This is a genomic window from Tabrizicola thermarum (assembly GCF_003574395.1).
Taxonomy (GTDB): Bacteria; Pseudomonadota; Alphaproteobacteria; order Rhodobacterales; family Rhodobacteraceae; genus Tabrizicola; species Tabrizicola thermarum.
Window position 1 is genome coordinate 437,085 of record NZ_QMJY01000013.1, and the last position, 24,034, is coordinate 461,118.

General features: G+C 69.5%; 24 protein-coding genes and 1 riboswitch. Of the genes, 17 read left to right on the forward strand and 7 right to left on the reverse strand.

Annotation, left to right across the window (positions count from 1 at the left end):
• Window positions 1–38: 38 nt before the first annotated feature.
• Genes D5084_RS06945 through D5084_RS06960 form a run of 4 tightly spaced genes read right to left on the reverse strand, consistent with a single transcriptional unit; the run spans window position 39 to window position 4,322 of the window.
• Window positions 39–866 carry an enoyl-CoA hydratase family protein gene (locus D5084_RS06945; protein WP_128514784.1) on the reverse strand — a complete coding sequence of 276 codons (828 nt, stop codon included), beginning with the start codon at window positions 864–866 and terminating at the stop codon, window positions 39–41.
• Entirely contained in the window at window positions 863–1,294 is a 432-nt protein-coding gene (locus D5084_RS06950) for a MarR family winged helix-turn-helix transcriptional regulator (protein ID WP_128514785.1), read from the reverse strand. The genes D5084_RS06945 and D5084_RS06950 overlap by 4 nt, the downstream gene beginning before the upstream one ends.
• Window positions 1,291–2,040, reverse strand: coding sequence for an SDR family NAD(P)-dependent oxidoreductase (locus D5084_RS06955; RefSeq protein WP_128514786.1), 750 nt, complete (start codon window positions 2,038–2,040; stop codon window positions 1,291–1,293). Before D5084_RS06955 ends, D5084_RS06950 begins: the two co-directional genes overlap by 4 nt.
• Entirely contained in the window at window positions 2,037–4,322 is a 2,286-nt protein-coding gene (locus D5084_RS06960; RefSeq protein WP_128514787.1) for a bifunctional salicylyl-CoA 5-hydroxylase/oxidoreductase, read from the reverse strand. Before D5084_RS06960 ends, D5084_RS06955 begins: the two co-directional genes overlap by 4 nt.
• A gap of 106 nt (window positions 4,323–4,428) precedes the next feature.
• Between D5084_RS06960 and D5084_RS06965 the strand changes: the two genes are divergently transcribed.
• The 8 genes from D5084_RS06965 (at window position 4,429) to D5084_RS07000 (ending at window position 11,934) form a co-directional block, all read left to right on the forward strand.
• A complete protein-coding gene (locus D5084_RS06965) occupies window positions 4,429–5,184 on the forward strand; it encodes an enoyl-CoA hydratase-related protein (RefSeq protein ID WP_128514788.1) in 756 nt (251 codons plus the stop codon).
• Complete coding sequence (locus D5084_RS06970; protein ID WP_128514789.1) at window positions 5,181–6,299, forward strand: 3-hydroxyacyl-CoA dehydrogenase; 1,119 nt, start codon at window positions 5,181–5,183, stop codon at window positions 6,297–6,299. The genes D5084_RS06965 and D5084_RS06970 overlap by 4 nt, the downstream gene beginning before the upstream one ends.
• Window positions 6,296–7,474: an acetyl-CoA C-acyltransferase gene (locus D5084_RS06975; RefSeq protein ID WP_128514790.1), complete on the forward strand. Its 1,179-nt coding sequence runs from the start codon at window positions 6,296–6,298 to the stop codon at window positions 7,472–7,474. The genes D5084_RS06970 and D5084_RS06975 overlap by 4 nt, the downstream gene beginning before the upstream one ends.
• Before the next feature lie 215 nt (window positions 7,475–7,689).
• Window positions 7,690–8,688, forward strand: a complete 999-nt coding sequence (locus D5084_RS06980) for a ligase-associated DNA damage response exonuclease (protein ID WP_128514791.1) — start codon at window positions 7,690–7,692, stop codon at window positions 8,686–8,688.
• Window positions 8,685–10,256 (forward strand): cisplatin damage response ATP-dependent DNA ligase, encoded by a 1,572-nt coding sequence (locus D5084_RS06985; RefSeq protein ID WP_128514792.1) that lies wholly within the window; start codon window positions 8,685–8,687, stop codon window positions 10,254–10,256. The genes D5084_RS06980 and D5084_RS06985 overlap by 4 nt, the downstream gene beginning before the upstream one ends.
• A 160-nt stretch (window positions 10,257–10,416) precedes the next feature.
• Window positions 10,417–10,704, forward strand: a complete 288-nt coding sequence (locus tag D5084_RS06990; protein ID WP_238382550.1) for a class I SAM-dependent methyltransferase — start codon at window positions 10,417–10,419, stop codon at window positions 10,702–10,704.
• Window positions 10,695–11,102: a type II toxin-antitoxin system PemK/MazF family toxin gene (locus D5084_RS06995; RefSeq protein WP_128514793.1), complete on the forward strand. Its 408-nt coding sequence runs from the start codon at window positions 10,695–10,697 to the stop codon at window positions 11,100–11,102. Before D5084_RS06990 ends, D5084_RS06995 begins: the two co-directional genes overlap by 10 nt.
• 142 nt (window positions 11,103–11,244) lie before the next feature.
• A complete protein-coding gene (locus tag D5084_RS07000) occupies window positions 11,245–11,934 on the forward strand; it encodes a DNA methyltransferase (protein ID WP_238382551.1) in 690 nt (229 codons plus the stop codon).
• A gap of 213 nt (window positions 11,935–12,147) precedes the next feature.
• Here D5084_RS07000 and D5084_RS18320 read toward each other — a convergent pair whose 3' ends face one another.
• Window positions 12,148–12,291 (reverse strand): hypothetical protein, encoded by a 144-nt coding sequence (locus D5084_RS18320; protein WP_155523103.1) that lies wholly within the window; start codon window positions 12,289–12,291, stop codon window positions 12,148–12,150.
• A 97-nt stretch (window positions 12,292–12,388) separates the two neighbouring features.
• On the reverse strand, window positions 12,389–13,021 hold the full coding sequence (gene cobO, locus D5084_RS07005) for a cob(I)yrinic acid a,c-diamide adenosyltransferase (protein ID WP_128514795.1): 633 nt from the start codon (window positions 13,019–13,021) through the stop codon (window positions 12,389–12,391).
• Window positions 13,022–13,057: 36 nt separating this feature from the next.
• Window positions 13,058–13,255, forward strand: a riboswitch (cobalamin riboswitch).
• 83 nt (window positions 13,256–13,338) lie between these two features.
• Between cobO and D5084_RS07010 the strand changes: the two genes are divergently transcribed.
• The 7 genes from D5084_RS07010 (at window position 13,339) to cobJ (ending at window position 21,678) form a co-directional block, all read left to right on the forward strand.
• Window positions 13,339–13,713, forward strand: a complete 375-nt coding sequence (locus D5084_RS07010; protein ID WP_128514796.1) for a DUF1636 family protein — start codon at window positions 13,339–13,341, stop codon at window positions 13,711–13,713.
• The gene (gene cobW / locus D5084_RS07015; RefSeq protein WP_128514797.1) at window positions 13,710–14,756 is read left to right on the forward strand and encodes a cobalamin biosynthesis protein CobW; all 1,047 of its coding nucleotides are present in this window, start codon (window positions 13,710–13,712) and stop codon (window positions 14,754–14,756) included. Before D5084_RS07010 ends, cobW begins: the two co-directional genes overlap by 4 nt.
• A 94-nt stretch (window positions 14,757–14,850) precedes the next feature.
• Window positions 14,851–18,210, forward strand: coding sequence for a cobaltochelatase subunit CobN (gene cobN / locus D5084_RS07020; RefSeq protein ID WP_128514798.1), 3,360 nt, complete (start codon window positions 14,851–14,853; stop codon window positions 18,208–18,210).
• Between the two features lie 148 nt (window positions 18,211–18,358).
• Entirely contained in the window at window positions 18,359–19,600 is a 1,242-nt protein-coding gene (locus tag D5084_RS07025) for a ferredoxin-like domain-containing protein (RefSeq protein ID WP_128514799.1), read from the forward strand.
• Entirely contained in the window at window positions 19,584–20,213 is a 630-nt protein-coding gene (locus tag D5084_RS07030) for a precorrin-8X methylmutase (RefSeq protein ID WP_128514800.1), read from the forward strand. Before D5084_RS07025 ends, D5084_RS07030 begins: the two co-directional genes overlap by 17 nt.
• A 2-nt stretch (window positions 20,214–20,215) precedes the next feature.
• Complete coding sequence (locus D5084_RS07035) at window positions 20,216–20,947, forward strand: precorrin-2 C(20)-methyltransferase (protein WP_128514925.1); 732 nt, start codon at window positions 20,216–20,218, stop codon at window positions 20,945–20,947.
• A complete protein-coding gene (gene cobJ, locus D5084_RS07040; protein ID WP_128514801.1) occupies window positions 20,944–21,678 on the forward strand; it encodes a precorrin-3B C(17)-methyltransferase in 735 nt (244 codons plus the stop codon). The genes D5084_RS07035 and cobJ overlap by 4 nt, the downstream gene beginning before the upstream one ends.
• Before the next feature lie 59 nt (window positions 21,679–21,737).
• Here the strand turns inward: cobJ and D5084_RS07045 are convergent, their stop codons facing one another.
• The gene (locus tag D5084_RS07045; RefSeq protein ID WP_128514802.1) at window positions 21,738–22,469 is read right to left on the reverse strand and encodes a cobalt-precorrin-6A reductase; all 732 of its coding nucleotides are present in this window, start codon (window positions 22,467–22,469) and stop codon (window positions 21,738–21,740) included.
• On the opposite strand from D5084_RS07045, the gene cbiE reads away from it, so the two are divergent.
• Together cbiE and D5084_RS07055 are read left to right on the forward strand one after the other, a co-directional pair.
• On the forward strand, window positions 22,468–23,637 hold the full coding sequence (gene cbiE, locus D5084_RS07050; RefSeq protein ID WP_128514803.1) for a precorrin-6y C5,15-methyltransferase (decarboxylating) subunit CbiE: 1,170 nt from the start codon (window positions 22,468–22,470) through the stop codon (window positions 23,635–23,637). The genes D5084_RS07045 and cbiE overlap by 2 nt on opposite strands.
• Window positions 23,619–23,993 carry a cobalamin biosynthesis protein gene (locus D5084_RS07055; protein WP_435532661.1) on the forward strand — a complete coding sequence of 125 codons (375 nt, stop codon included), beginning with the start codon at window positions 23,619–23,621 and terminating at the stop codon, window positions 23,991–23,993. Before cbiE ends, D5084_RS07055 begins: the two co-directional genes overlap by 19 nt.
• The last annotated feature ends 41 nt before the right edge of the window (window positions 23,994–24,034 follow it).

A 24,034-nucleotide genomic window follows, 5' to 3' on the forward strand; every position in this document is an offset into this window, starting at 1 on the left:
TCCCAAATACTCCGGGGTCCGGGGCAGCGCCCCGGGGGTCAGTCACCCCGAAACACCGGTTGTTCCTTGGCGATAAACGCCCGATAGGCCCGCTCGAAGTCCTTGGTCTGCATGCAGATCGCCTGAGCCTGCGCCTCGGCCTCGATCGCCTGCTCCAGCCCCATGTTCCACTCCTGGTTCAGCTGCGTCTTGGTGATCCCATGCGCGAAGACCGGCCCCGCCGCCAACGCCCGGGCCAGCCCCATCGCCGCCTCCTCCAGAGCGTCAGACGCATGCAGCGCGTTCCAGAAGCCCCAGGCCGCGCCCTCCTCGGCCCGCATCACCCGCCCGGTATACAACAGCTCCGCCGCCCGCCCCTGCCCGATGATCCGCGGCAGCATCGCGCAGGCCCCCATGTCGCAGCCCGCCAGCCCCACGCGCGTAAACAGGAACGCGCATTTCGCCCCCGGGGTCGCCAGTCGCAGGTCCGAGGCCATCGCCAGGATCGCCCCTGCCCCCACGCAGACCCCATCCACCGCCGCTATCACCGGCTTGCCGCAGCCGATCATCGCCTTGACGAGGTCCCCCGTCATCCGGGTAAAGGCCAGAAGGTCCTTCATCTCCATCCCGACCAGGGGGCCGATGATGTCGTGAACATCCCCACCCGAACAGAAATTGCCCCCGTTCGGCGCCAGGACCACCACATCGACATCCGTCGCATGGACCAGCGCCCGGAACAGGTCGCGCAGTTCGGCATAGCTTTCAAAGCTCAGCGGGTTCTTCCGCTCGGGCCGGTTCAGGCGGATGATGCCGATCCGGTCCCGCACCTCCCACAGGAAGTGCTCGGCCACGAACCCGGCCAGTTCGGTCTTGGTCAGCAGGCTCATCGCTTGGCAGCCCTCTTCATGATTTCGGTCAAGGCATCGACATCCGCGTCGTCCAGCCCGGCGAAGATCTTCGCCACCTCGGCCTCATGATCCCGCGCCAGCACTTCGAAATGCTGCAACCCCTGCGGCGTCAGGCTGACAAAGACCGTGCGCCGGTCCGCCTCCGAGGGACGACGCTCCACCATCCCGTCGGCCTCCAGCCGGTCGACGACCGTCGTCACATTGCCGTTCGACACCAGAAGCATCCGGCTCAGCTCGCTCATGCTGCACCCGTCCCGCCGCCGGTACAACGCCGCCATCACGTCGAACCGCGGCAGGGTCGAGCCATGCCGGACGCGCAGGAACTCGCGCAGATGCGCCTCGGCGCCCCGCGTCACCGACAACAGCCGGATCCACAGCTTCAGCCGCCGCTTCGATCCTTCGCTCATGCCTCACCCCCGGAAATGGTGATCGCCTGTCCGTTCACCCCTTCCGCACCCGGCCCGCACAGCCACAGGGCAGCCGAGGTCACCTCATCGGGCCGGTACAGCCGGTTCTGCGGGCTCAGGCCCTCCAGCGCCGCGCGGGCCTCCTCCGGCGAGCGTCCGGTCTTTTCCACGATCACCCGGATCGTCTGCGCGGTCATCTCGGTGTCCAGAAACCCCGGGCAGATCGCGTTCACCGTGACCGGCCCACGCGCAACCTCCAGCGCCAGCGACCGCACCAGGCCCATCACCCCATGCTTGGCCGCCGCATAGGGTGCCACCTTGGCATAGCCCTTCAGCCCCGCAGTCGAGGCGACGGCCAACAGCCGCCCCCAGCCATCGAACTGCCGCACCCCTTCGCGGAAGGTCAGGAACACCCCCGTCAGGTTCACCGCCAGCATCGCATTCCACTGCGCCAGCGTGGTCCGCCCGAACGGAGCACTGTCCGCCTGCCCCGCATTGGCGATGACCACCTCGCACGGACCGGCCTCGGCGAACAGCCGCGCGACCTCGCCTTCGTCCGTCACATCCGCCAGGATCACCCGCGCCCCGGTCCGCTCGGCCACGGCGCGCAGCGGGGCCTCGCGCCTGCCGCAGATCACCACCTCGGCCCCCTCGGCGGCAAAGCCCCGCGCCAGATCGGCCCCGACCCCGCTGCCCCCTCCGGTGATGAGCACGCGCCTGACGCGCGGGTCCAACCGTCCGCTCATGCCCGGATCACCTCCTGCTGGCGCTGGCGCAGCCGGGTCAGCACGTCGCGCCCGCCGCGATAGGGCGCGGGCCAGTTTGCCCCGGTCTCGCCCTGCTCGACGGCGGCGTGCAGCGTCCAGTAGGGATCGGCCAGATGCATCCGCGCCAGCATCACCAGATCGGCCCGCCCCGCCATCAGGATGCCGTTCACCTGATCCCAGTCGGTGATGTTGCCCACCGCCATCGTGGCCAGCTCCGCCTCGTTGCGGATGCGGTCGCTGAACGGGGTCTGGAACATCCGGCCATAGATCGGCCTCTCCGCCGGGTCGGTCTGGCCCGAGGACACGTCGATGATATCCGCCCCCGCTGCCGCGAACTGCCGCCCGATCTCGACCGCCTCTTCCGGCGTGACGCCACCATCAATCCAGTCGTTGGCCGAGATGCGCACCGACATCGGCTTTTCCGCCGGCCAGACCGCCCGCATCGCCCGGAACACCTCCAGCGGATAGCGCATCCGGTTCTCCAGACTTCCGCCATACGCATCCGTCCGCTTGTTCGTCACCGGGCTGATGAAGCTGGCCAGCAGATAGCCATGCGCCGCGTGCATCTCGACCATGTCCGCGCCCGCCCGGTCCGCCATCCGGGTCGCCGCGACGAACTGCTCGCGCACCAGGGCGAGATCGCCTTCGTCCATCTCCTTCGGCACCGCATTCTCGGGCCGATAGGGAATGGCCGATGGCGCCAGCGTCTGCCAATTCCCCGCAGGCAAGGGCCGGTCGATCCCCCCGTCCCAGGGCACGCAGGTCGATCCCTTGCGCCCCGAATGCCCGATCTGAAGGCACAGCTTTGCGCTCGTCTCCGCATGAACGAAGTCCGCCAGCCGCTTCCAAGCCGCCTCATGCTCCGGCGCATACAGCCCCGGACAGCCGGGCGTGATCCGCCCCACGTCGCTGACACAGGTCATCTCGGTATAGACCAGCGCGGCCCCACCCTTCGCCCGTTCGGCATAATGGGTGAAATGCCAGTCAGTCGGGCAGCCGTTCACCGCCTTGTACTGCGCCATCGGCGAGACGACGATGCGGTTCTTCAACTCCATCCCGCGCAGGCGGAACGGCGCGAACATCGGCCGGCTGCCGACGCGCCCCCCCGCCTGCTCCTGAAACCAGGCCTCGGCGCTGGCCAGCCACTTCGGGTCGCGCAGCCGCAGGTTCTCGTGGCTGATCCGCTGCGACCGCGTCAGCAGCGAATAGGCGAACTGGATCGGCGGCATGTCCAGATAACGCTCGACCTGCTCGAACCACTCCAGCGAATTGCGCGCCGCCGATTGCAGGCGCAGCACCTCGACCCGGCGTTCGTCCTGATAGCGGCGGAAGGCGTCCTCCAGAGTGGGCTCGGAATGCAGATATTCGGCCAAAGCGATCGCGCTGTCGAAAGCCAGCCGCGTCCCCGAGCCGATCGAGAAATGCCCCGTCGCCGCCGCATCGCCCATCAGGACGACGTTCTCGTGATACCATTTCTCGCAGATCACCCGCGGGAACTGGATCCACACCGCCGACCCGCGCAGGTGGGCAGCGTTCGACATCAGCCCATGCCCGCCCAGATGCTTCTCGAAGATCTTCCGGCAGGTCTCGACCGTTTCCTCCTTGGACATATGCGCGAAACCGAACCTGTCCCAGGTCTCGGGCAGGGTTTCCACGATGAAGGTCGCGGTGTTGGCGTCGAACTGGTAGACATGCGCCCAGACCCAGCCATGCTCGGTCTTCTCGAAGATGAAGGTGAAGGCGTCGTCGAACTTGGCGTGCGTCCCCAGCCACACGAACTTGCACTTCCGCGTGTCGATGTCGGGCTGGAAGACCTCCTTGTATTCCGCGCGCACCAGGCTGTTGATCCCGTCGCAGGCCACCACAAGGTCATAGTCGCGGCGGTATTCCTCCGCCGACTTGAACACCGTCTCGAACTCCAGCTTCACGCCCAGCTCCCGCGCGCGGGCCTGCAACAGGATCAGCATCGCCTTGCGTCCGATCCCGGCGAACCCGTGCCCGCCCGACACCGTGCGCACCCCGTCGTGCACCACGGCGATGTCGTCCCAATAGGCGAAATTCGCCCGGATCGCATCGGCCGACACCGGATCGTTCTTCTGCATCCGGCCCAGCGCGTCATCCGACAGCACGACCCCCCAGCCGAAGGTATCGTTGGCCTTGTTCCGCTCCAGCACGGTCACATCATGCGCCGGATCGCGCAGTTTCATCGAGATGGCGAAGTAAAGTCCCGCCGGCCCACCGCCGAGGCAAAGAATCTTCATGGCCAGGTCGCTCCTCTGACTGCCGCAACTGTGACAGCCTTGCGAACAATTTCAAGATTAAAACTTTTATGCTTGAAAAAGACGCCGCTTCCCCCAAACTGACCGCATGAGCCTTCTGCTTGAAACCCGCGACGGCGCCTGGACGCGGCTGGTCATCAACCGGCCCGCCGCGCGCAATGCGCTGAACACCGCGCTTCTGGCCGACCTTGCCGCGACGCTGACCCGGCTGGCCGCGAACCCCGACTGCCGCGCCGTCCTGATCCACGGCACCGAAGGCAACTTCGCCGCCGGGGCCGACATCACCGAAATCGCCACCAAGACCGCCGCCGAGGCTGCCCGCGACCCACGCAAGGCGCATTGGGCCACGATCCGCGCCTTCCCCAAACCCCTCGTCGCCGCCATCGAAGGCTTCGCGCTGGGCGGCGGCCTGGAACTCGCCCTCATGGCCGACCTCATGGTCGTCGGCCCCACCGCCCGGCTCGGCCTGCCGGAAACCAACCTCGGCCTCATCCCCGGCGCCGGTGGCGGCCAGCGCCTGATGGCCCGCATCGGCCCCGCCCGCGCCGCCCGCCTGGTCCTGACCGGAGAGATCATCGACGCCCCCACCGCCCATGCCTGGGGCCTCGCCTCGCACCTCGCCGAGGACGCCCTCACCGAAGCCGAAACCCTCACCGCCAATCTCGCCGACCGCGCGCCCCTCGCGCTCATGGCTGCGAAAGCCGCCCTGATCGCAGGGGCGGAATCCGCGCTGGCCCTCACCCAGGAACGCCAGGCCTTCGAATCCCTCCTCGACACTGCCGACAAGGCCGAAAGCATCGGCGCCTTCCAGGACAGGCGCAGACCGGGGTTCCAGGGCCGATGATCCCCGTCGCCGTCATCGGCCTTGGCACCATGGGCCTCGGCATCGCACAGGTCTTCGCCGCCGCAGGCTACCGCGTGCTTGCCACCGACAGCCACGCACCCGCCCGCGCCACCGCCCCCGACCGCCTCGCCGCCACACTCGCCCCCCGGGTCGAGGCGGGCAAGCTCACCCCCGAGGACCGCGACGCCATCCTCTCGCGCCTCACGATCGTCGACAGCCCCGAAGCCATGGGCGCAGCCGCCCTCGCCATCGAGGCCGTGATCGAACAGCTTCCCGCCAAGCAATCCCTCTTCGCCGCCCTCGAACAGGTGCTGCCACCCGACGCCCTCCTCGCCACCAACACCTCCTCCCTCTCCGTCGCCGCGATGGCCGCCGGGCTCAAACACCCCGACCGCCTCATCGGCCTCCACTTCTTCAACCCCGCCCCGGCAATGCGGCTGGTGGAACTCGTCGCCCATCCCGGCACGGCCCCGCAGGCCCTCGCCACCGCCCGGTCGCTGATGCAGCCGACGGGAAAGACCCTGATCGACTGCCCCGACCGCCCCGGCTTCATCGTCAACCGCTGCGCCCGGCCCTTCTACGGCGAGGCCCTTGCCCTTCTCGAAGAAGGCCGCAGCGCAGGAAAGATCGACGCCGCCATGGTCGCCGCAGGCTACCGCCTTGGCCCCTTCGGCCTGATCGACCTGATCGGCGCCGACATCAACCTCGCCGCGACCGAAGGCCTGAACCGCGCCATGAACGGCCACCCGCGCTATCACGTCTTCGACGCCCTGCGCGCCCAGGTCGCCAGCGGCCACCTCGGCCGCAAGACCGGCCGCGGCTTCGTCCACCCCGACCCGCTCCCCGCACCCCCGCCAGATGCCCCCGCCATCGCCCTGCGCATCGAGGCCACCCTCGCCAACGAAGCCGCCTGGCTGCTGACCGAAGGCGGCACCACCCGCGACGGCATCGACACCGCGTTGAAACTCGGCCTCAACCTGCCGCGCGGCCCCTTCGAGTGCCTCCAGACCCACGGCCCCGCCACCATCGCCGCCGAACTCGCCCGCCTCGAACGCGCCGCGCCGCCGCAGCTGAAAACCCGCTACCTCCCACCCCCGGATGGACTCCCCGAATGACCCAGGACGTCTTTCTCTGCACCATGCGCCGCACGCCCATCGGCCGCTACGGCGGGGCGCTCGCCTCCATCCGCCCCGACGACATGGCCGCCCATGTCATCGACGGCCTGCTCGACCTGCACCCCGGCCTTCCCATCGACGAAGTGATCCTCGGCTGCGCCAACCAGGCGGGTGAGGACAACCGCAACGTCGCCCGCATGGCCGTCCTCCTCTCGCGCCTGCCCGACAGCGTTCCCGCCCTGACGGTGAACCGCCTCTGCGCCTCGGGCATGGATGCGGTGATCGCCGGGGCTCGTGCCATCCGCGACGGGGCCGACCTCATCATCGCGGGCGGCGTCGAAAGCATGACCCGCGCGCCCTTCGTGATGCCCAAATCCGAAACCGCCTTCGCCCGTCAGGCCGAAATCCATGACACCACCATCGGCTGGCGCTTCGTCAACCAGCGCATCGCCAAGGCGCATGGCATCCAGTCGATGCCCGAAACCGCCGAGAACGTGGCCGAAGACTTCGCCATCACCCGCGCCGACCAGGACGCCTACGCGCTCCGGTCACAGGACCGCTACGATGCCGACTGGCACCGCGCCGACATTCTGCCGGTGACGATCCGCTCCCGCGCGGGCGACACAATGGTGGACCGCGACGAACACCCCCGCGCCACCTCGCTCGACCGGCTGGCCGCGCTTCCCACCCCGTTCCGCGACAACGGCACCGTGACCGCAGGAAACGCCGCCGGGGTCAACGACGGGGCCTGCGCCCTCCTCCTCGCCTCGACCAAAGCCGTCCGCGCCCACAGCCTCACCCCCCTCGCCCGGATCGGCCGCGCCGCCTCGGCCGGAGTCGCCCCCCGGATCATGGGCATCGGCCCCATCGCCGCCGTGGAACGCCTCGTTGCCAGAGGCGCCAAGCCTCCCTCCGAACAGGACGTGATCGAACTGAACGAGGCCTTCGCCGCCCAGGTCCTCGCCTGCACCCGCGCTTGGGGCCTCGACGACGCCGACCCCCGCGTGAACGCGCGCGGAGGTGGCATCAGCATGGGCCATCCCCTCGGCATGTCCGGCGCGCGCATCACCGCCACCGCCGCCCGCCGTCTGGCCGAAAGCGGCGGCAAATCGGCTCTCGCCACCCTCTGCGTCGGCGTCGGCCAAGGCGTCGCGATAGAGCTGCTCTCCGTCTGACCGGGCGCAACACCTGCAACCGGGCCAAAATCCTTCGAAGGATTTTGCAAAACTTTTCGAAAAGTTTTGCCCCGGTCGCACCCGGCCCGAACAGCTCCACCCCCGCGCTTGTGGAACCCCCTCACGTCCAAACTCGTTGACAGCCACCGGCAAAGCCACACCTTTGCCCCTGTGACCTCCGCGCTCCCCGCGCCGGACCTCGCCTGGACACCCTGATGGCCCAACCACCCCTCCTGATCCCGCGACCCGAGGGGCTTTACTGCCCGGCAGGCGACTTCTTCATCGACCCCACCCGCCCCGTCCCCCGCGCGCTCATCACCCACGGCCATTCGGACCACGCCCGCCCCGGCCACAGCGCCGTCATGGCCACGCGCGAAACGCTCGACATCATGGCCATCCGCTACGGCGAAGACTTCACCACCGCCCGCCAGCCCTACACCGACCCTATCCGCATCGGTGACGTCACCGTCAGCTTCCACCCGGCAGGCCATGTCCTCGGCTCTGCCCAGATCGCGGTGGAGGGTCAGGGCCAGCGCATCGTGGTTTCCGGCGACTACGCCCGCGTCCCCACCCCCACCTGCGCCCCGTTCGAGCCCGTCCCCTGCGACATCTTCGTCACCGAAGCGACCTTCGCCCTCCCCGTCTTCCGCCACCCCCCGCCACAGGTGGAAATCGCCCGCCTTCTGGCTTCCGTCGAGGCCAACCCCGACCGCGCGCACCTGATCGGCGCCTACGCCCTCGGCAAGGCCCAGCGCGTGATCGCCGCCATCCGCGCCGCAGGCTGGGACGCCCCCATCTTCATCCACGGCGCGCTGCAACGGCTCTGCGACTACCACGTCGCCCAAGGCATCGACCTCGGCGACCTCCGCCCCGCAACGGACGGCAGGAAATCCGACTTCGCCAAAGCCATCGTCATCGCGCCCCCCTCCGCCTTCGCCACCACCTGGGCCCAGCGTTTCCCCGACCCGGTCCTCGCCTTCGCCTCCGGCTGGATGCAGGTCCGCGCCCGCGCCCGCCAGCGCGGCGTCGAACTGCCGCTCATCATCTCCGACCACATCGACTGGCCGAACCTCACTGCCACCATCACCGAGCTGAACCCCGCCGAAGTCTGGATCACCCACGGCCGCGAAGACGCCCTCCTCCGCTGGTGCGAGCTGACCCAGCGCGCCGCGCGCCCCCTCCACCTCGTCGGCTACGAGGACGAAGCGGAATGAGCCTTTCCACCTTCGCCACCCTCCTGGAACGCCTCGCCTTCACGCCGCAGCGCCTTGCCAAGGAACGCCTCCTCGCCGCCTCCTTCGCCCAGATCCCCGACCCCGACCGCGGCCTCACCCTCGCCGCCCTGACCGGAGATCTCAAACTCCGCCAGGTCACCCCCAGCCTCCTGCGCGGCCTGACCGAAACGCGAGCAGATGCTCAGCTTTTCCGCTACAGTTATGATTTCGTGGGCGACCTCGCGGAAACCATCGCCCTGATCTGGCCCGAAGGCACCCGCTCCGACCCGCCCCTGTCCGAGGTCATCCACGAACTTTCCACCACCCCCAGGACCCGCCTCCCCGCCCTCATCGCCACCCGGCTCGACAGCCTCGGCCCCTCCGAACGCTACGCCTACCTGAAGCTCGCCACCGGAGCCCTCCGGGTCGGCGTCTCCGCCCGCCTCGCCCGCTCCGCCTTCGCCAGCTGGGCCAACCTCGCCCTCCCGCAGGTCGAGGAGATCTGGCACGCCCTCACCCCCCCCTACCTCGACCTCTTCGCCTGGGCCGCCGGCACCGCCCCCCGCCCCGAAGCCGCCGCCCGCGCCCCCTTCCGCCCGGTGATGCTCTCCACCCCCACCGACCTCGACCAGCTCTCCGCCCTCGACCCCGCCGCCTACGCCGCCGAATGGAAATGGGACGGCATCCGCGTCCAGGCCGTCAGCGACGCCGGCACCCGCCGCCTCTACTCCCGCACCGGAGAGGACATCAGCCCTGCCTTCCCCGACATCATCGACCTGATGACCTTCGACGGCACGCTTGACGGAGAACTCCTCATCCGCCGCGGCGACCAGATCGCCAGCTTCGGCGACCTGCAACAGCGCCTGAACCGCAAGACCGTGACCCCCGCGCTGCTCCGCAGCCACCCCGCGGGCCTGCGCCTCTACGACGTCCTGATCTGGAACGGCCAGGACCTGCGCGACCAGCCCTACGACGCCCGCCGCGCGACCCTCGCCCAGGCCGTCGCCACCCTCGATCCCCGCATCGACCTGTCGCCCAACCTCCCCTTCACCACCTGGGACGACCTCGCCGCCCTCCGCGCCGCACCTCCCGCCGACGTCATCGAAGGCGTGATGATCAAGCGCCGCGACAGCCCCTACCTCGCCGGCCGCATCCGGGGCCCCTGGTTCAAGTGGAAACGCGACCCCCACCTGATCGACGCCGTCCTGATGTACGCCCAGCGCGGCCACGGCAAACGGTCGGGCTACTATTCCGACTTCACCTTCGGCGTCTGGAATGGCGACGACCTCGTTCCCGTCGGCAAGGCCTATTTCGGCTTCACCGACGAGGAACTGCGGGAACTCGACCGCTTCGTCCGCACCAATACGGTCGAGCGTTTCGGCACCGTCCGCTCCGTCGCCCGCACCCGCGTGGTCGAGGTCGCGTTCGAGGGCCTCAACCGCTCCACCCGCCACAAATCCGGCGTCGCCATGCGCTTCCCCCGCATCAACCGCATCCGCCTGGACAAACCGGCGGCAGAGGCCGATCACCTCTCCACCCTCCAGGCGATGCTGCCAAAAGACGACTGACGCCGCCCCGTAGGGTGCGCATTCATGGCGCACCGCCCCCGTCGCCACACGAACCCGCACCCCGTAGGGTGGGCGATCCGCCCACCACCCCCGGCCCGGCTTCACTTGCCCTTAACCGCTTCCCCCGGATAGGATTCCGAACGGGTCAGGAGGGCCGCGCATGTCGAACCACCTTTACTACGGCGACAACCTCACCGTGCTGCGCGAAAGCATCCGGGACGAAAGCGTGGACCTCATCTACCTCGACCCGCCCTTCAACTCGAACGCGGGCTACAACGTCCTCCTCAAGGCCCCCGACGGCTCGGGCTCAGCCGCGCAGATCGAGGCCTTCGACGACACCCGGCACTGGAACGACAGCGCCGAGGCGGCCTTTGCCGACGTCCTCTTGGTCGCCCCAACTGCAACCACTCTTCTTTGCGCATTGGATTGGCAAGCTCGATGCCGTTGACCTATCATCCCAGGGCAGGGCAGATACTTATGTGCGATTTCGAGGGCTTCAGGGTTCCCGAAATGGTCAAGGTTCGGCCAGTCATGGTCATCTCGCCGCGCTTGCCGCATCGAAATGACATCGTGACGATTGTGCCCATAAGTCTGACTGCGCCGATCCACGCTCTCCCGTTCAATGTCCGCCTGTCCAAGAACTACCATCCGCAAGAGCCTGACGACCTCCCGTGCTGGGCGAAGTGTGACATGGTGATGAACCTCGGAACCTGGCGTTTAGACGGTTTTAAGGTTGGTCGGCGAAAATGGGAAAATCCGCAGGCGACGGGCGACGACTTGAAGGCAGTGCGTCACGGTGTCCTGTGGGGGTTGGGCATGGGAAGCTTGATTCCTGCGCCAGAGTGACCTATTTGTTTCCTGTTCCCGGTCATCGGGCTTTAAGACCTAGATCCCTAGGCAGGCTGGCCGCCGAGCGATGACAAGCTTTGGTCAGTCTAGATTTTGTCAGCGTCCCTAGGCCCCGCTTCGGCGGGGCCTTTGCATTTGGTTGTCCAATTCGACCGCCTCCTCCAACCCCGGGTATGTGGTGCTCGACCCGTTCTGCGGCTGCGACACCTCCGTCCATGCGGAGGAAAAGGTCTGGCGGCAATGGATCGGCATCGACGTCACCCACCTTGCCATCGGCCTGATCGAAAAGCGCATGCGCGATGCCTTCCCCACGGTCCAGTTCACCACCCACGGCGTCCCGCAGGACATCCACGCCGCCCGCGACCTTGCGGCGCGCGGCAAATACCATGAGTTCGAGAAATGGGCGCTCTCCCTCATCGCCGCCCAGCCCGGCAACTTCGGCAAGAAGGGTGCGGACCGGGGCCTCGACGGGCGGCTCTACTTCGGGGCCAAGGGCACCACGCTCGGGATCGTCTCCGTCAAGGCCGGTGAGAACATCGGCGTCAGCATGATCCGCGACCTGAAAGACGTGATCGACCGCGAACGCGCCGGGGTGGGCGTGTTCCTGACCCTGACCGAACCGACCAAACCGATGGTCGCCGAGGCCGCCTCTGCGGGCCTCCACGAAGAACCCGGCTTCGCCCCCGTCGCGCGCCTCCAGATCGTCACCATCGAACAGGCGATGGCCCTGCGCGAACGCGCCGTCCAGCTCCCCGCCCGCCGCGACGACGCCTTCAAGCGCGCCGCACGCGAGGACACCCCGAACCGCCAGGGCGCGCTTGACCTCTGACCCCCGCCTGTCACCCATTCCCAACTGTCATCCCCGCGAAGGCGGGGACCCAGTCGGGCCGGAAGATCTGTTTCCCCGCCTTCGCGGGGATGACAGGTTGCGCGAACAACGACCGCCTTCGCAAACCCGCAGGTCGGGCTTCAGACCGACTCTCGCACAGCCCGTAGGTCGGGGCCTGCCCCGACTCCCCCGGACCGACCAGCGGAACTCCGCCTAGAACAGCCCGTCGCCGCCCTTGTCCTGCTCCACGACCTCGTCCGCGACGATGGCCCCGGCCCCGCCGATCAGCAAGGGCGCGCAGCCCGACAGCGTCAGCAAAAGCAGCGCCACCATCAGCATCAGACCGGTATTCTGCATCCCGAAACCCCTGTTCCCATGTCTTGCCAAATCGTTAATGACCACAGCCAACCCATTGATTTCGCTCATCCCGAAAAACCCGCCGCGCGCGGCACCCTCAGAACTCCACCCCCGGCTGCCCCTTGATCCCGGCCCGGAACGGGTGCTTGACCAGCGTCATCTCGGTCACCAGATCCGCCGCCTCGATCAGCTCTTCCTTCGCATTCCGCCCGGTCAGGACCACATGAGTCAAGGGCGGCTTTTCCGACCGCAGGAAAGCCAGCACCTCGCCCACATCCAGGTAGTCATACCGCAGCGCGATGTTGATCTCATCCAGCAGGACCATGCGGATGGACGGGTCCCGGATCAGCTCCTTCGCCTTCTCCCACCCCGCCCGCGCCGCCGCGATGTCGCGGGCCTTGTCCTGCGTCTCCCAGGTGAAGCCCTCGCCCATCGCATGGAACTGGCAGAGGTCGGAGAAATGCGTGGTGAGCAGCCGCCGTTCCCCGGTATCCCAGGCCCCCTTGATGAACTGGACGACAGCGCAGGGCATCCCATGGGCGATGCAGCGCAGGATCATCCCGAACCCGCTGGACGACTTCCCCTTCCCCGCCCCGGTGTGGACGATGATGAGGCCCTTCTCCCCCTCTTTCCCCGCCATGATCTTGTCCCGCGCGGCCTTCTTCTTGGCCATCTTCTGGGCGTGGCGGGCCAGCTCGTCGGCCTCGGGTGTCGCAACGGTCTCGGTCATGGTCGGTCGTGTCCTTGACAAGGGGGGGTGCCATGGCTCAGGTGGGCTGGCGCTGGTTCCTGTTTATGACAGGCGAAGAGGGAATGCGACAGGTCGGAAACGACCCGAAGCAGCCGCCCCCGCGACCGTGACCGGAGAGGTCCCATGGCCACTGGCGGATGCCGGGAAGGCGGGGGCTGTTGGGGAGACCCAGTATCCGCAAGCCGGGAGACCTGCCAGCGTGAACGGCAACCGGCGGACGGGGTGTTCCGCGACCGGTGATCGGCGGTGTCCCCGCCCCTCGCTGGCCCACCCCTTTCGCCTATTGGAAGGCAACGATGGGCACGACTCTCTACGTCTGCACCACCTGCAAGGCCGGCCAGCCGGTGCCCGAGGGCTCACCGCCCCCCGGTGCCCAACTGCACGCAGCCCTGATTGCCGGACAAGCGCCCGAAGGCGTGCGCATCGTCGGAGTGGAGTGCCTCTCGGCCTGCAACACCGGCTGCGCCATCTCTCTCACCAAACCCGGCGCCTGGTCCTACGTCTACGGCCGTCTGACCCTCGACGACGTCCCCGCCATCCTGGAAGGCGCCGGGAAATACGCCGCCACGCCGGACGGCATCGTCCCGTGGCGCGACCGCCCCACCGTCTTCCGCAAGCAGAGCATCGCCCGCATCCCGCCCCATCCGCCGATAGAAGAGGCCGCCGAATGAATACTCCAGACCTGGGCCTGATCAAAATCCCCGTGACCGTCATCACCGGCTTCCTTGGCGCGGGCAAGACCACGCTGATCCGCCACCTGATGCAGAACCCGCAGGGCAAGCGGCTGGCGATCCTGGTCAACGAATTCGGCACCGTGGGCGTGGACGGCGACATCCTGAAATCCTGCGCCGACGAGATGTGCCCGGTCGAGAACATCGTGGAACTCGCCAACGGCTGCATCTGCTGCACCGTGGCCGACGATTTCATCCCGACGATCGAGGCCCTTATGGCCATGCCCCAGCGCCCCGACCACATCCTGATCGAGACCTCGGGCCTTGCCCTGCCGAAGCCCCTGCTGAAAGCCTTCGACTGGCCCGCGATCCGCAGCCGCATCACCGTGGACGGGGTGATCGCACTGGCGGATGCCGAGGCGGTGGCCGCAGGCCGCTTTGCCCCGGACGTGGCGGCCGTGGAGGCGCAACGCGCCGCCGATGCCTCGCTGGACCACGAGACGCCGCTCTCCGAGGTCTTCGAGGACCAGATCCTCTGCGCCGACCTGATCCTGCTGTCGAAGGCCGATCTTGCCGGCGAAGCGGGCCTTGCCGCCGCGAAGGAAGTCATCGCCGCCGAATTGACCCGCCCGGTTCCGATGCTGCCGATGACCGATGGGGTGATCGACCCGCGTGTGATCCTGGGCCTGAACGCGGCGGCCGAGGACGACCTGGCCGCCCGCCCCTCGCACCACGATGGCGAGGACGACCATGAACATGACGACTTCGACAGCGTGGTGATCGACCTGCCCGAGGTGACCGACCCCGAGGCCCTGACCGCGGCCATCCAGCGCCTGGCGCAGGAGCAGAACATCCTGCGCGTGAAGGGCCACGTCGCGGTTGCCGGCAAACCCCTGCGCCTGCTGGTCCAGGCCGTCGGCGCGCGGGTTCGGATGCAGTACGACCGGCCCTGGGGGGCAAACCCGCGCCGGTCGCAACTGGTGGTCATCGCCGAGCACGACGACATCGACGAACCCGCGATCCGCAGGGTTCTGGGGGTCTGACGGCATGGCGCGGGGTTCCGCACCGGCAGGCGTGCGAAGGGCGGTCATCGGGCCGTCGCGTCCCGGGTTTGCCCGGCGGGAAAGGTCGTAACCGATGCACGTCGTCTTCCGCGAAAGCCACGGGCTGGAGGAAACCGAGACCCCCTTCGACGTCGGGCAGGACCCGGCGGATCTGGTGGTGCTCTCGTTCTCCGACAGCGACCTCGGGGCCTTCACGGCAGGCTATGAGCGCGCCCGCAGGCTGGGTTTCCAACCCACGGTCCGCCTCGCCAACATCATCGCGCTGAAGCACCCGGTTTCCGTCGACACCTATGCCGACCGCACTCTCCTGGGCGCGAAGGCCATCCTCGTCCGCCTGATCGGCGGCGAGGCCTACTGGCCCTACGGCCTCGCCACGCTCCAGGACCTCGCCCGCCGCAACGGGATTGCGCTCGCCATCCTTCCCGCCGACGGCCGCCCCGACCCGCGCCTGGATGAGCTGTCCACGCTGCCCGTCTCCACCCTCCGCCGCTTGCAGGCGCTGTGCGACGAGGGCGGGGCCGTCGCGGCCCATGCGGCCCTTGCGCAACTGGCGCTGGCGGCCGGCATCTACGCGGCCCCGGTCATCGGCGAAAAGACCGTGCCGCAGATGGGGTTCTACGACCCCGAAAGGGGCGTCGTCTCCGCACCGGCCCCCCACCCCCATCCCCTCCCCACCGAGGGGGAGGGGAGGCTCCCCGGCCAGACCTCCCCCGCAACGGACACCACAGGCGCCTCCCTCCCCCCCTCGTGGGGGAGGGATGGGGTGGGGGGGCCGCTTGCCAAGGGTCCCGTCCTCGTCACCTTCTACCGCAGCTACCTGACCTCCGGCGATACCGCCCCGGTGGATGCCCTGATCCATGCCCTCCGCGCCGAAGGGTTCGCCGCCTGCGGCGCCTTCGCCCCCAGCCTCAAGGCCCCCGGCGTCGCCGACTGGCTGTCAGCCCACCTCGCCGCAAACCCGCCCGTCGCCATCGTCAACGCCACCGCCTTCTCGGCCCGCGACGATGCCGGCAGGACCCCCTTCGACGCCGCCCATTGCCCCGTCTTCCAGGTCGCGCTTTCCACCAACCGCCGCCGCGACTGGGCGGCCTCCAACCGGGGCCTCTCTCCCGCCGACCTTGCGATGCATGTCGTCCTGCCCGAGGTGGACGGCCGCCTCTTCGCGGGGATCGTCAGCCACAAGTCCCCCGGCAAGCGCCACCCGGAGCTGCAATTCTCCCGCTTCGCCCACCGCGCCGACGCAGGCCGCATCAAAGCCGTGGTCGATCGCGTGAAACACTGGCACCGCCTGGCGACCACCCCCGCACCCGACCGCCGCCTTGCCGTGATCCTCTCCACCTATCCCGGGCGCCCGCACCAGATGGCCCATGCCGTCGGCCTCGACGCGCTGGCCTCGACCGAGCGCCTCCTCGAAACCCTCGCCGGCGAAGGCTATCACGCCACCGAAGGCCAACCCCTGCCGCACGCGCTGGCGGAAACCCTCACCTGGCCCCTCGCCGCCTATGAGGCCGCCCTCGCAACTCTCCCCGAGACCCTCCGCCAGACCATGACCGAGGCGTGGGGCGACCCCGCCACCGATCCCTCGGTAAAGGACGGCGCGTTCCACTTCCCCGCCGCCCGCCGGGGCCACACCCTCATCGCCCTGCAACCCGAACGCGGCGAGGTCGCCAGCCGCGACAGCGACTACCACGACCTCTCCCGCACCCCGCGCCACGCCTATGTCGCCTTCTACCTGTGGCTCCGGTCGCAATCCCTGCACGCCCTGATCCACATGGGGGCGCATGGCACGCTGGAATGGCTGCCGGGCAAATCCGTCGCGCTCTCCGACACCTGCTGGCCCGAGGCGCTGATCGGCTCCACCCCGGTCATCTACCCCTTCATCGTCAACGACCCCGGCGAGGCGGCGCAAGCCAAGCGCCGCATCGGTGCCGTGACCCTCGGCCACCTGCCGCCGCCGCTGACGCAAAGCGTGGTCCCGCCCGAACTCCAGCGCCTCGAACGCCTCCTCGACGAATATTCCACCGCCGACGGGCTGGACCCCGCCCGCCGCCGCCGCCTGATCGACACGATCCGCGACGAGGCTGCGGCATCGGGCGTGGCCGCCGACCTCGGCCTGTCCGCCAATGCCACCCCGGCCGAGGCGATCACCCGCATCGACCGCTTCGTCTGCGACCTGAAGGAAAGCCAATACGGCCACGGCCTGCACATCTTCGGCGACGGCGAGGGCGAGACCCGGGGCCTTCTTGCCGCGCTGAACGGCCAGCGCGTCCCCCCCGGGCCCGCAGGCTCGCCGCACCGGGGCCGCAGCGACGTGCTGCCCACCGGTCGCAACCTGTTCAGCGTCGATCCCCGCGCCGTCCCCTCGCGCAACGCCCATGCCCAGGGCGTGAAACTGGCCGAGGAACTGATCCGCCGCCACCTCCAGGACCACGGCGACTATCCGCGCGGGCTGGTGGTGGACCTCTGGGGGTCAGCGACCATGCGCACGGCGGGTGAGGAATTCGCCATGGCCCTCCACCTCGCGGGCCTCGCACCGAAATGGGACGAAGGCTCGGCCCGCGTCTCCGGCTTCGAAATCCTCCCCCTCGCCCTTCTCGGCCGCCCGAGGATCGACGTCACCCTGCGCGTCTCGGGCCTGTTCCGCGACGTGTTCCCGACGCTCGCCCAGCTTTTCGAGGCCGGGGCGGAAGCCCTGTCCCGAAGGGAAGAACCGCCCGAGGACAACCCCTATACCACGCGGGCCTCCCGCGTCTTCGGCCCCAGACCCGGCCTCTACGGCCTTGGCATGGGCACCGCCGCCGAGACCTTCACCGACGAGGCCCGCGCCGCAGCCGGTGAGGCCTGGCTAAACGCCTCCTCCTGGGCCATCGGCCAGGACGGCCAGTCCACCGAGGCCCGCGCCGCCCTCGAAGCCCGGGTCCTCTCAGCCGACAGCTTCGTCCACGCCCAGGACCTGCCCGAAACAGACGTCCTGATCGCCGCCGACTATGCCGCGCACGAGGCAGGCTTCGCCGCCGCCGTGGCGAGGCTGGGGGGCAACAAACCCACCCTCTACCACCTCGACACCACCCGCCCCGACACGCCGCACGCCCGCACCCTGACCGAGGAAATCGCCCGCGTCACCCGCGCCCGGGCCGCCAACCCGGCCTGGGCGGAAGGCATGATGCACCACGGCTTCCGCGGCGCCGCCGAAATCGCCGCCACGCTGGACCACATGGCCGCCTTCGCCCATCTGGCCCAAGTGGTCCCACCGCACCTCTTCGACCTCTACCACGAGGCCACCCTGGGCCGCGACGCGGTTCGCGACTTCCTTGCCCGCGAAAACCCCGCCGCCCTCCAGGCCATGGAAGACCTCTTCCGCCGCCTTCGCGACGCCGGCCTCTGGCAGACCCGCCGCAACTCCATCGCCGCAAGCCTCGACGGTGCCGCATGACCGGGCAGCCCTTTCATCTGTCCCCAAATATCCCCGCCGGAGGCACGCCCCGAGCCGGTTGCGCGCCCTTCGCGCGCAGAGGCGAGACTAAAGACTTGCGCCGCAAGGCGCTCGATCTGAAAACCGCCCCAACCAGGGGGCGCGCCGCATGACCGCCTGGGAGATCAGGGGCTGGTGCCCCGGCGCGCTGCGGCCGATGCAATCCGGCGACGGCCTCGTGGTCCGCATCCGCCCGCCTCTGGGCCGCCTGACCCCCGAACAGGCGCAAGCCATCGCTGATGCCGCCGAAACCCACGGCAACGGCATCCTCGACCTTTCTGCCCGCGCCAACCTGCAACTGCGCGGCGTGACCGAGGCCAGCCATCCGCGCCTGATCGAGGACCTCCGCGCGCAAGCCCTGATCGACCCCGACATCCAGACGGAATCCCTCCGCAACCTGATCGTCACCCCTTTTCGCGCCCCCCGTCCCGGGCTTGACCCGGGACCTCTCGTGGGACCGGGCACGCTGGACGAAGGACGAGGTCCCGGGTCAAGCCCGGGACGGGGATCCCTTGACGCCGCCGACACCGACACTCTCGCCGCCACCCTCACCGCCGCGCTTGCCCGGATGCCCAGGCTCCCCGGCAAGTTCGGCTTCGCCCTCGACACCGGCCCGCGCCCTGTCCTGACCGGGGCCTCCGCCGACATCCGCGTCGAACGCAGCCCCGATGGCCGTCTGATCCTACGCCCCGACGGACACCCGCTCGGCCAGCCTGTCACCGACCTTGCCCGCGACACCATCGCCATGGCCGAATGGTTCGTCGCCAATGGCGGCATCAGCAACGGCCGGGGCCGCATGGTCGCCCTCATCGCCCGTGGCATCGTCCCGCCCGACTGCACCGTCGCGTCCGCCGAGCCGCTCCCTGCACCAGCCCCCGGTCTCCACCCGGACGGGGCGCTCGTCGCCCTTGCCTTCGGCCAGATGCAGGCCGCGACGCTGCGCGCCCTCGCCGCCCTCGGCCAGGAGATCCGCCCGACGCCGTGGCGGATGCTGCTGATCGTGGGTGCAACGACGCTGCCGCAGATCCCCGGTCTCATCATCGACCCGGCCGACCCAATCCTGCGCATCACCGCCTGCACCGGCGCGCCCGCCTGCCCGCAGGGCCTTGGCGACACGCGCCAGCTTGCAAGACAGCTCGCCCCGCATCTCGCGCCCGGGCAGAGCCTGCACCTCTCCGGCTGCGCCAAGGGCTGCGCCCATCCCGGCCCCGCGCCGCTGACCCTTACCGCCACCGACAAGGGCTACGACCTGATCCGGGGCGGCACCGCCCATGACACGCCCAGCCTGACGGGCCTTTCTCCGCAGGCGATCCTGAACCACCTGAAGGCCCCCCATGCCCCACCTCTATGAAACCGACGGCGCCGCGATCTACGCCCAGAGCTTCGCCATGATCCGGGCCGAGGCCGACCTTTCCCGCTTCACCCCCGAGGAAGAGGTGGTCGCCGTCCGCATGATCCACGCTGCCGGGATGGTGGAACTGGCGCCGCACATCCATTTCACCCCCGGCATGGCCATCGCCGCCCGGGCAGCGCTGGAGGACGGCGCGCCGATCCTCTGCGATGCGCGCATGGTCAGCGAGGGCATCACCCGCGCCCGGCTGCCGAAGGACAATCAGGTCATCTGCACCCTGCACGATCCAAAGGTTCCCGCGCTGGCGAAGGAGATGCGGAACACCCGCTCTGCCGCCGCGCTGGAGCTCTGGCGGCCCCACCTTGCCGGGGCCGTCGTCGCCATCGGCAACGCGCCCACCGCGCTGTTCCATCTGCTGAACATGCTGGAAGACCCGGCCTGTCCCCGCCCTGCCGCGATCATCGGCTGCCCGGTTGGCTTCGTTGGTGCCGCCGAGTCGAAGGACGCGCTGATGGCGGCCCCGCCCGCGCCCGCCCTGATCGTCAAGGGCCGCCTCGGCGGGTCGGCGATCACCGTGGCCGCAGTCAACGCGCTGGCGTCACGGAAGGAATGACGATGGGACGCGTGATCTGCGCCGGCCTCGGCCCCGGCGACCCCGAACTGATGAGCCTGAAGGCCGCCCGCACCATCGGGGCCGCCCGCCATGTCGCCTATTTCCGCAAGGAAGGCCGCCCCGGACAGGCCCGCCGGATCGTCGAGGGGATGCTGCACCCCGCCGCCATCGAATACCCGATGGAGTATCCGGTCACCACGGAACTGCCTTTCGACAGCCCTGACTACACCGACGCGCTGGCCCGGTTCTACGACGACTGGGCGAGCCGCCTTGCCGCCCTCGCCGCGACCGAGGATGTGGTGGTGCTCTGCGAAGGCGACCCGTTCTTCTATGGCAGCTTCATGCACCTGCATTCCCGCCTGCAAGGCCGGGTGCCGGTGGAGGTGATCCCCGGCATCACCGGCATGACCGGCTGCTGGACCGCGACCGGCACGCCGATCACCTGGGGCGATGACGTGCTGACCGTGCTGATGGGCACGCTGCCCGAGGATGATCTGGTGCGGCATATGCAACAGGCCGATGCGCTGGTGGTGATGAAGACGGGCCGCAACCTGCCCCGCGTCCGCCGCGCGCTGGAGCGGGCGGGGCGGCTGGATCAGGCCTGGCTTGTCGAACGCGGCACCATGCCCAACCAGCGCGTGGCCCGTCTGGCCGAGGTCGATCCGACCGACTGTCCCTATTTCGCCATCGTCCTCGTCCACGGCCACGGCCGCCGCCCGGAGCTTCCCGAATGATCGGCTGGCTGGCCATTGCGGGGCTCGGGCCGGGGGATGACCGGCTGGTCACGCCCGAGGTCTCGGCGGCGCTGGCCGAAGCGACGGATGTGGTGGGCTACATTCCCTACGTCGCCCGCGTCGCCCCGCGCCCCGGCCTCACGCTGCACCCTTCGGACAACCGGGTTGAACTCGACCGTGCCCGCAACGCGCTGGAAATGGCCGCCGCCGGACGCAGGGTCGTCGTCGTCTCCTCGGGCGATCCCGGGGTCTTTGCCATGGCCTCGGCGGTGTTCGAGGCGCTGGAGGGCCGCCCGGACTGGCAGGCGCTCGACATCCGTGTCCTGCCCGGCATCACCGCGATGCTGGCCGCCGCCGCCGCCGCGGGAGCGCCGCTGGGCCACGACTTCTGCTGCATCAACCTTTCAGACAACCTGAAGCCCTGGGCGGTGATCGAGACCCGCCTCCGCCACGCCGCCCGCGCCGATTTCGCGATGGCCTTCTACAACCCCCGCTCGGCCAGTCGCCCGGAAGGCTTCGTGAAAGCCCTCGCCACCCTGCGCGAGGAATGCGGGCCGGACCGCCTGGTCACCTTCGCCCGCGCGGTCAGCACCCCGGACCAGCGCATCGAGACTGTCACCCTTGCAGAGGCGACCCCCGAGATGGCCGACATGCGCACCGTGGTGATCCTCGGCAACTCGGCCACCCGCCGCGTCGGGCGCTTCGTCTATTCCCCAAGGAGCGTCAGATGAACCGGGCCAAAATCCTTCGAAGGATTTTGCAAGACTTTTCGAAAAGTCTTGGCCCCGGTTCAATCGTTCAGCCAGGCCATGACATCAGCCACGCTGCGTGCCACCGGGCGTTCCGGCACGACGGGGCGGTCGATCAGCACCACCGGCAGGCCCAACTCGCGCGCGGCGATCAGCTTGGCCTCGGCCCCGGTCCCTCCCGCGTTCTTGGCAACGATCACCTCGATCCGGTGGCGTTCCAGAAGCGTCCGGTCGCCTTCGACCGTGAACGGCCCCCGCGCGATCACCGCTTCGGCCCGGGGAAGGGGCAGCGGCTCGGTCGGCGGATCGACGAGGCGCAGAAGATAGTGGTGCTGCGGCGCGGCGGCGAAGGGGGCGAGGGTCTGCCGCCCGATGGCCAGGAACACCCGGCGCGGAGCCTCTCCCAGCGCCGCGACGGCCCCGGCGATGTCCGGCACATGGGTCCAGCGGTCGCCAGGCCTTGCCTGCCACGGTTCCCGTTCCAGCGCGATCAGGGGAACGCCGGTAATCCTGCTGGCTTCGACGGCATTGCGGCTCATCTGCGCCGCGAAGGGGTGGGTCGCGTCGATGATATGGGTGAAACGCCGGGTGAGAAGCAGATCGACCAGCCCCGGCACGCCACCGAAGCCGCCGACCCGCACCGGAAGGGGCTGGGCCACCGGGGCTTCGGTCCGGCCGGCATAGGAATAGACCGCATCGACCCCCGCCTCGGCCAGGGCACGGGCCATCGCGGCGGCCTCGGTGGTTCCGCCCAGAAGCAGGACGCGGGTCATGGCTGATCCCTGGCTGACGATCATCGGTCTGGGCGAAGATGGACCACAGGGCCTGTCGCCCGCAAGCCGTGCCGCGCTGGCCGGGGCCCGCGTGATCTTCGGCGGTCCGCGTCATCTGGCCTTGGCCGATGCCGGAGACAGGGGCCAGCCCTGGCCCGTGCCCTTCGATCCGACCCCCGTCCTTGCGCATCGGGGGCAGCCCACGGTCGTCCTCGCCTCGGGCGATCCGTTCTGGTTCGGCGCGGGCGGCAGCCTGATGGCGCATCTTGCACCCGACGAATGGACCTCTCACCCCGCGCCTTCGACCTTCCAGCTTGCCGCGAACCGTCTGGGGTGGCGGCTGGAGGAGGTGCATTGCCTCGGCCTGCACGCCGCGCCCTTCGCGCGCCTGCGTCCGCTGCTGGGGCACGGTGTGCGGGCGATCTGCACCCTGCGCGATGGGGCCGCTGTCGCCGACCTTGCCGCCTGGCTGCGCGACAACGGTCACCCCGGTGCCCGCCTGACGGTCCTCGAACGTCTTGGTGGCCCGCAGGAGCGGATCACGCGCGGCCTGCCCGATGGCCCCATCGCGGCCCCGGTCTCGGCGGCCATCGAGGCCACCGATCCCGGCCTGCCGGGTGCCTCGGGCCTGCCGGACGAGCTGTTCCGGCACGACGGCCAGCTCACCAAGCGGCCCGTCCGGGCGCTGACGCTGTCCGCCCTGGCCCCCCGGCCGGGTGAGGTGCTGTGGGACATCGGCGCGGGGTCCGGGTCCATCGGCATCGAATGGCTGCTGGCCGGAGGCGCGCGGGTCGAGGCGCTGGAGGCCGACCCCATCCGCGCCGCCCGCGCGCGCGGGAATGTCGAAGCCTTCGGCCTGTCGCACCGCCACCGTCTGACCGAGGCCCGTGCGCCCGAAGGGCTGACGGGCCTGCCCACCCCCGATGCCGTCTTCATCGGCGGCGGCGCGTCAGATGCGCTGCTGACCGCGCTGTGGGACCTGATCCCGCCGGGCACGCGCCTGGTGATGAACGCCGTCACGCTGGAAACCGAGGCGCTGGTGCTTGACCGGTCCAGCCGACATGGTGGCAGCCTGTTGAAGATCGAGCTTGCGGAGCCCGCCGCCATCGGGGGAAAGCGCGGATGGAAAGCCGCCTTGCCGATCCTGCAATGGAGTGTGATCCGATGATCGTCGCAGGGTTCGGATTTCGCACCGGCGCAACCCTTGCCGCCTTGCAGGACGCCCTGTCGCGCGCCGGGGGGCCGATCGGGGTCACCCACCTCGCCACGCTGAAGGCCAAGGTCGGGGGGCTTGCCGCCTTGGGACAGGTTCTGGGCCTGCCGGTCATCGCGCTGGAGCCGGAATCCCTGCGCGGGATCGCGACACCCACGCGATCCGACCGGGTGGTGGCGATGTTCGGCACGGGGTCGGTCGCGGAGGGCGCGGCCTTGGCGGCGGCAGGGCCGGGCGCGCGCCTGCGGGCGCCTCGGGCGGTGTCGGCGGACGGGACGGCGACGGCCGCCATAGCGGAGGGCTTGGGGTGAGGGGCGGCTGCGAAATTGCGCGCCTGACGGCGCCAGCCCTT

What these genes read in the sequence shown, in the direction of transcription:
- D5084_RS07010 (WP_128514796.1), top strand. Translation starts at nt 13,339, where the DNA reads ATGGGCACGACTCTCTACGTCTGCACCACCTGCAAGGCCGGCCAGCCG.
- D5084_RS07030 (WP_128514800.1), top strand. Translation starts at nt 19,584, where the DNA reads ATGCCCCACCTCTATGAAACCGACGGCGCCGCGATCTACGCCCAGAGC.
- cobO (WP_128514795.1), bottom strand. Translation starts at nt 13,021, where the DNA reads ATGACCGAGACCGTTGCGACACCCGAGGCCGACGAGCTGGCCCGCCAC.
- D5084_RS06990 (WP_238382550.1), top strand. Translation starts at nt 10,417, where the DNA reads ATGTCGAACCACCTTTACTACGGCGACAACCTCACCGTGCTGCGCGAA.
- D5084_RS07055 (WP_435532661.1), top strand. Translation starts at nt 23,619, where the DNA reads ATGGAGTGTGATCCGATGATCGTCGCAGGGTTCGGATTTCGCACCGGC.
- D5084_RS06965 (WP_128514788.1), top strand. Translation starts at nt 4,429, where the DNA reads ATGAGCCTTCTGCTTGAAACCCGCGACGGCGCCTGGACGCGGCTGGTC.
- D5084_RS07025 (WP_128514799.1), top strand. Translation starts at nt 18,359, where the DNA reads ATGACCGCCTGGGAGATCAGGGGCTGGTGCCCCGGCGCGCTGCGGCCG.
- cobN (WP_128514798.1), top strand. Translation starts at nt 14,851, where the DNA reads ATGCACGTCGTCTTCCGCGAAAGCCACGGGCTGGAGGAAACCGAGACC.
- cobJ (WP_128514801.1), top strand. Translation starts at nt 20,944, where the DNA reads ATGATCGGCTGGCTGGCCATTGCGGGGCTCGGGCCGGGGGATGACCGG.
- D5084_RS06970 (WP_128514789.1), top strand. Translation starts at nt 5,181, where the DNA reads ATGATCCCCGTCGCCGTCATCGGCCTTGGCACCATGGGCCTCGGCATC.
- D5084_RS06995 (WP_128514793.1), top strand. Translation starts at nt 10,695, where the DNA reads ATGCCGTTGACCTATCATCCCAGGGCAGGGCAGATACTTATGTGCGAT.
- D5084_RS06960 (WP_128514787.1), bottom strand. Translation starts at nt 4,322, where the DNA reads ATGAAGATTCTTTGCCTCGGCGGTGGGCCGGCGGGACTTTACTTCGCC.
- cobW (WP_128514797.1), top strand. Translation starts at nt 13,710, where the DNA reads ATGAATACTCCAGACCTGGGCCTGATCAAAATCCCCGTGACCGTCATC.
- D5084_RS06980 (WP_128514791.1), top strand. Translation starts at nt 7,690, where the DNA reads ATGGCCCAACCACCCCTCCTGATCCCGCGACCCGAGGGGCTTTACTGC.
- D5084_RS18320 (WP_155523103.1), bottom strand. Translation starts at nt 12,291, where the DNA reads ATGCAGAATACCGGTCTGATGCTGATGGTGGCGCTGCTTTTGCTGACG.
- cbiE (WP_128514803.1), top strand. Translation starts at nt 22,468, where the DNA reads ATGGCTGATCCCTGGCTGACGATCATCGGTCTGGGCGAAGATGGACCA.
- D5084_RS07035 (WP_128514925.1), top strand. Translation starts at nt 20,216, where the DNA reads ATGGGACGCGTGATCTGCGCCGGCCTCGGCCCCGGCGACCCCGAACTG.
- D5084_RS07045 (WP_128514802.1), bottom strand. Translation starts at nt 22,469, where the DNA reads ATGACCCGCGTCCTGCTTCTGGGCGGAACCACCGAGGCCGCCGCGATG.
- D5084_RS06975 (WP_128514790.1), top strand. Translation starts at nt 6,296, where the DNA reads ATGACCCAGGACGTCTTTCTCTGCACCATGCGCCGCACGCCCATCGGC.
- D5084_RS06985 (WP_128514792.1), top strand. Translation starts at nt 8,685, where the DNA reads ATGAGCCTTTCCACCTTCGCCACCCTCCTGGAACGCCTCGCCTTCACG.
- D5084_RS06950 (WP_128514785.1), bottom strand. Translation starts at nt 1,294, where the DNA reads ATGAGCGAAGGATCGAAGCGGCGGCTGAAGCTGTGGATCCGGCTGTTG.
- D5084_RS06955 (WP_128514786.1), bottom strand. Translation starts at nt 2,040, where the DNA reads ATGAGCGGACGGTTGGACCCGCGCGTCAGGCGCGTGCTCATCACCGGA.
- D5084_RS06945 (WP_128514784.1), bottom strand. Translation starts at nt 866, where the DNA reads ATGAGCCTGCTGACCAAGACCGAACTGGCCGGGTTCGTGGCCGAGCAC.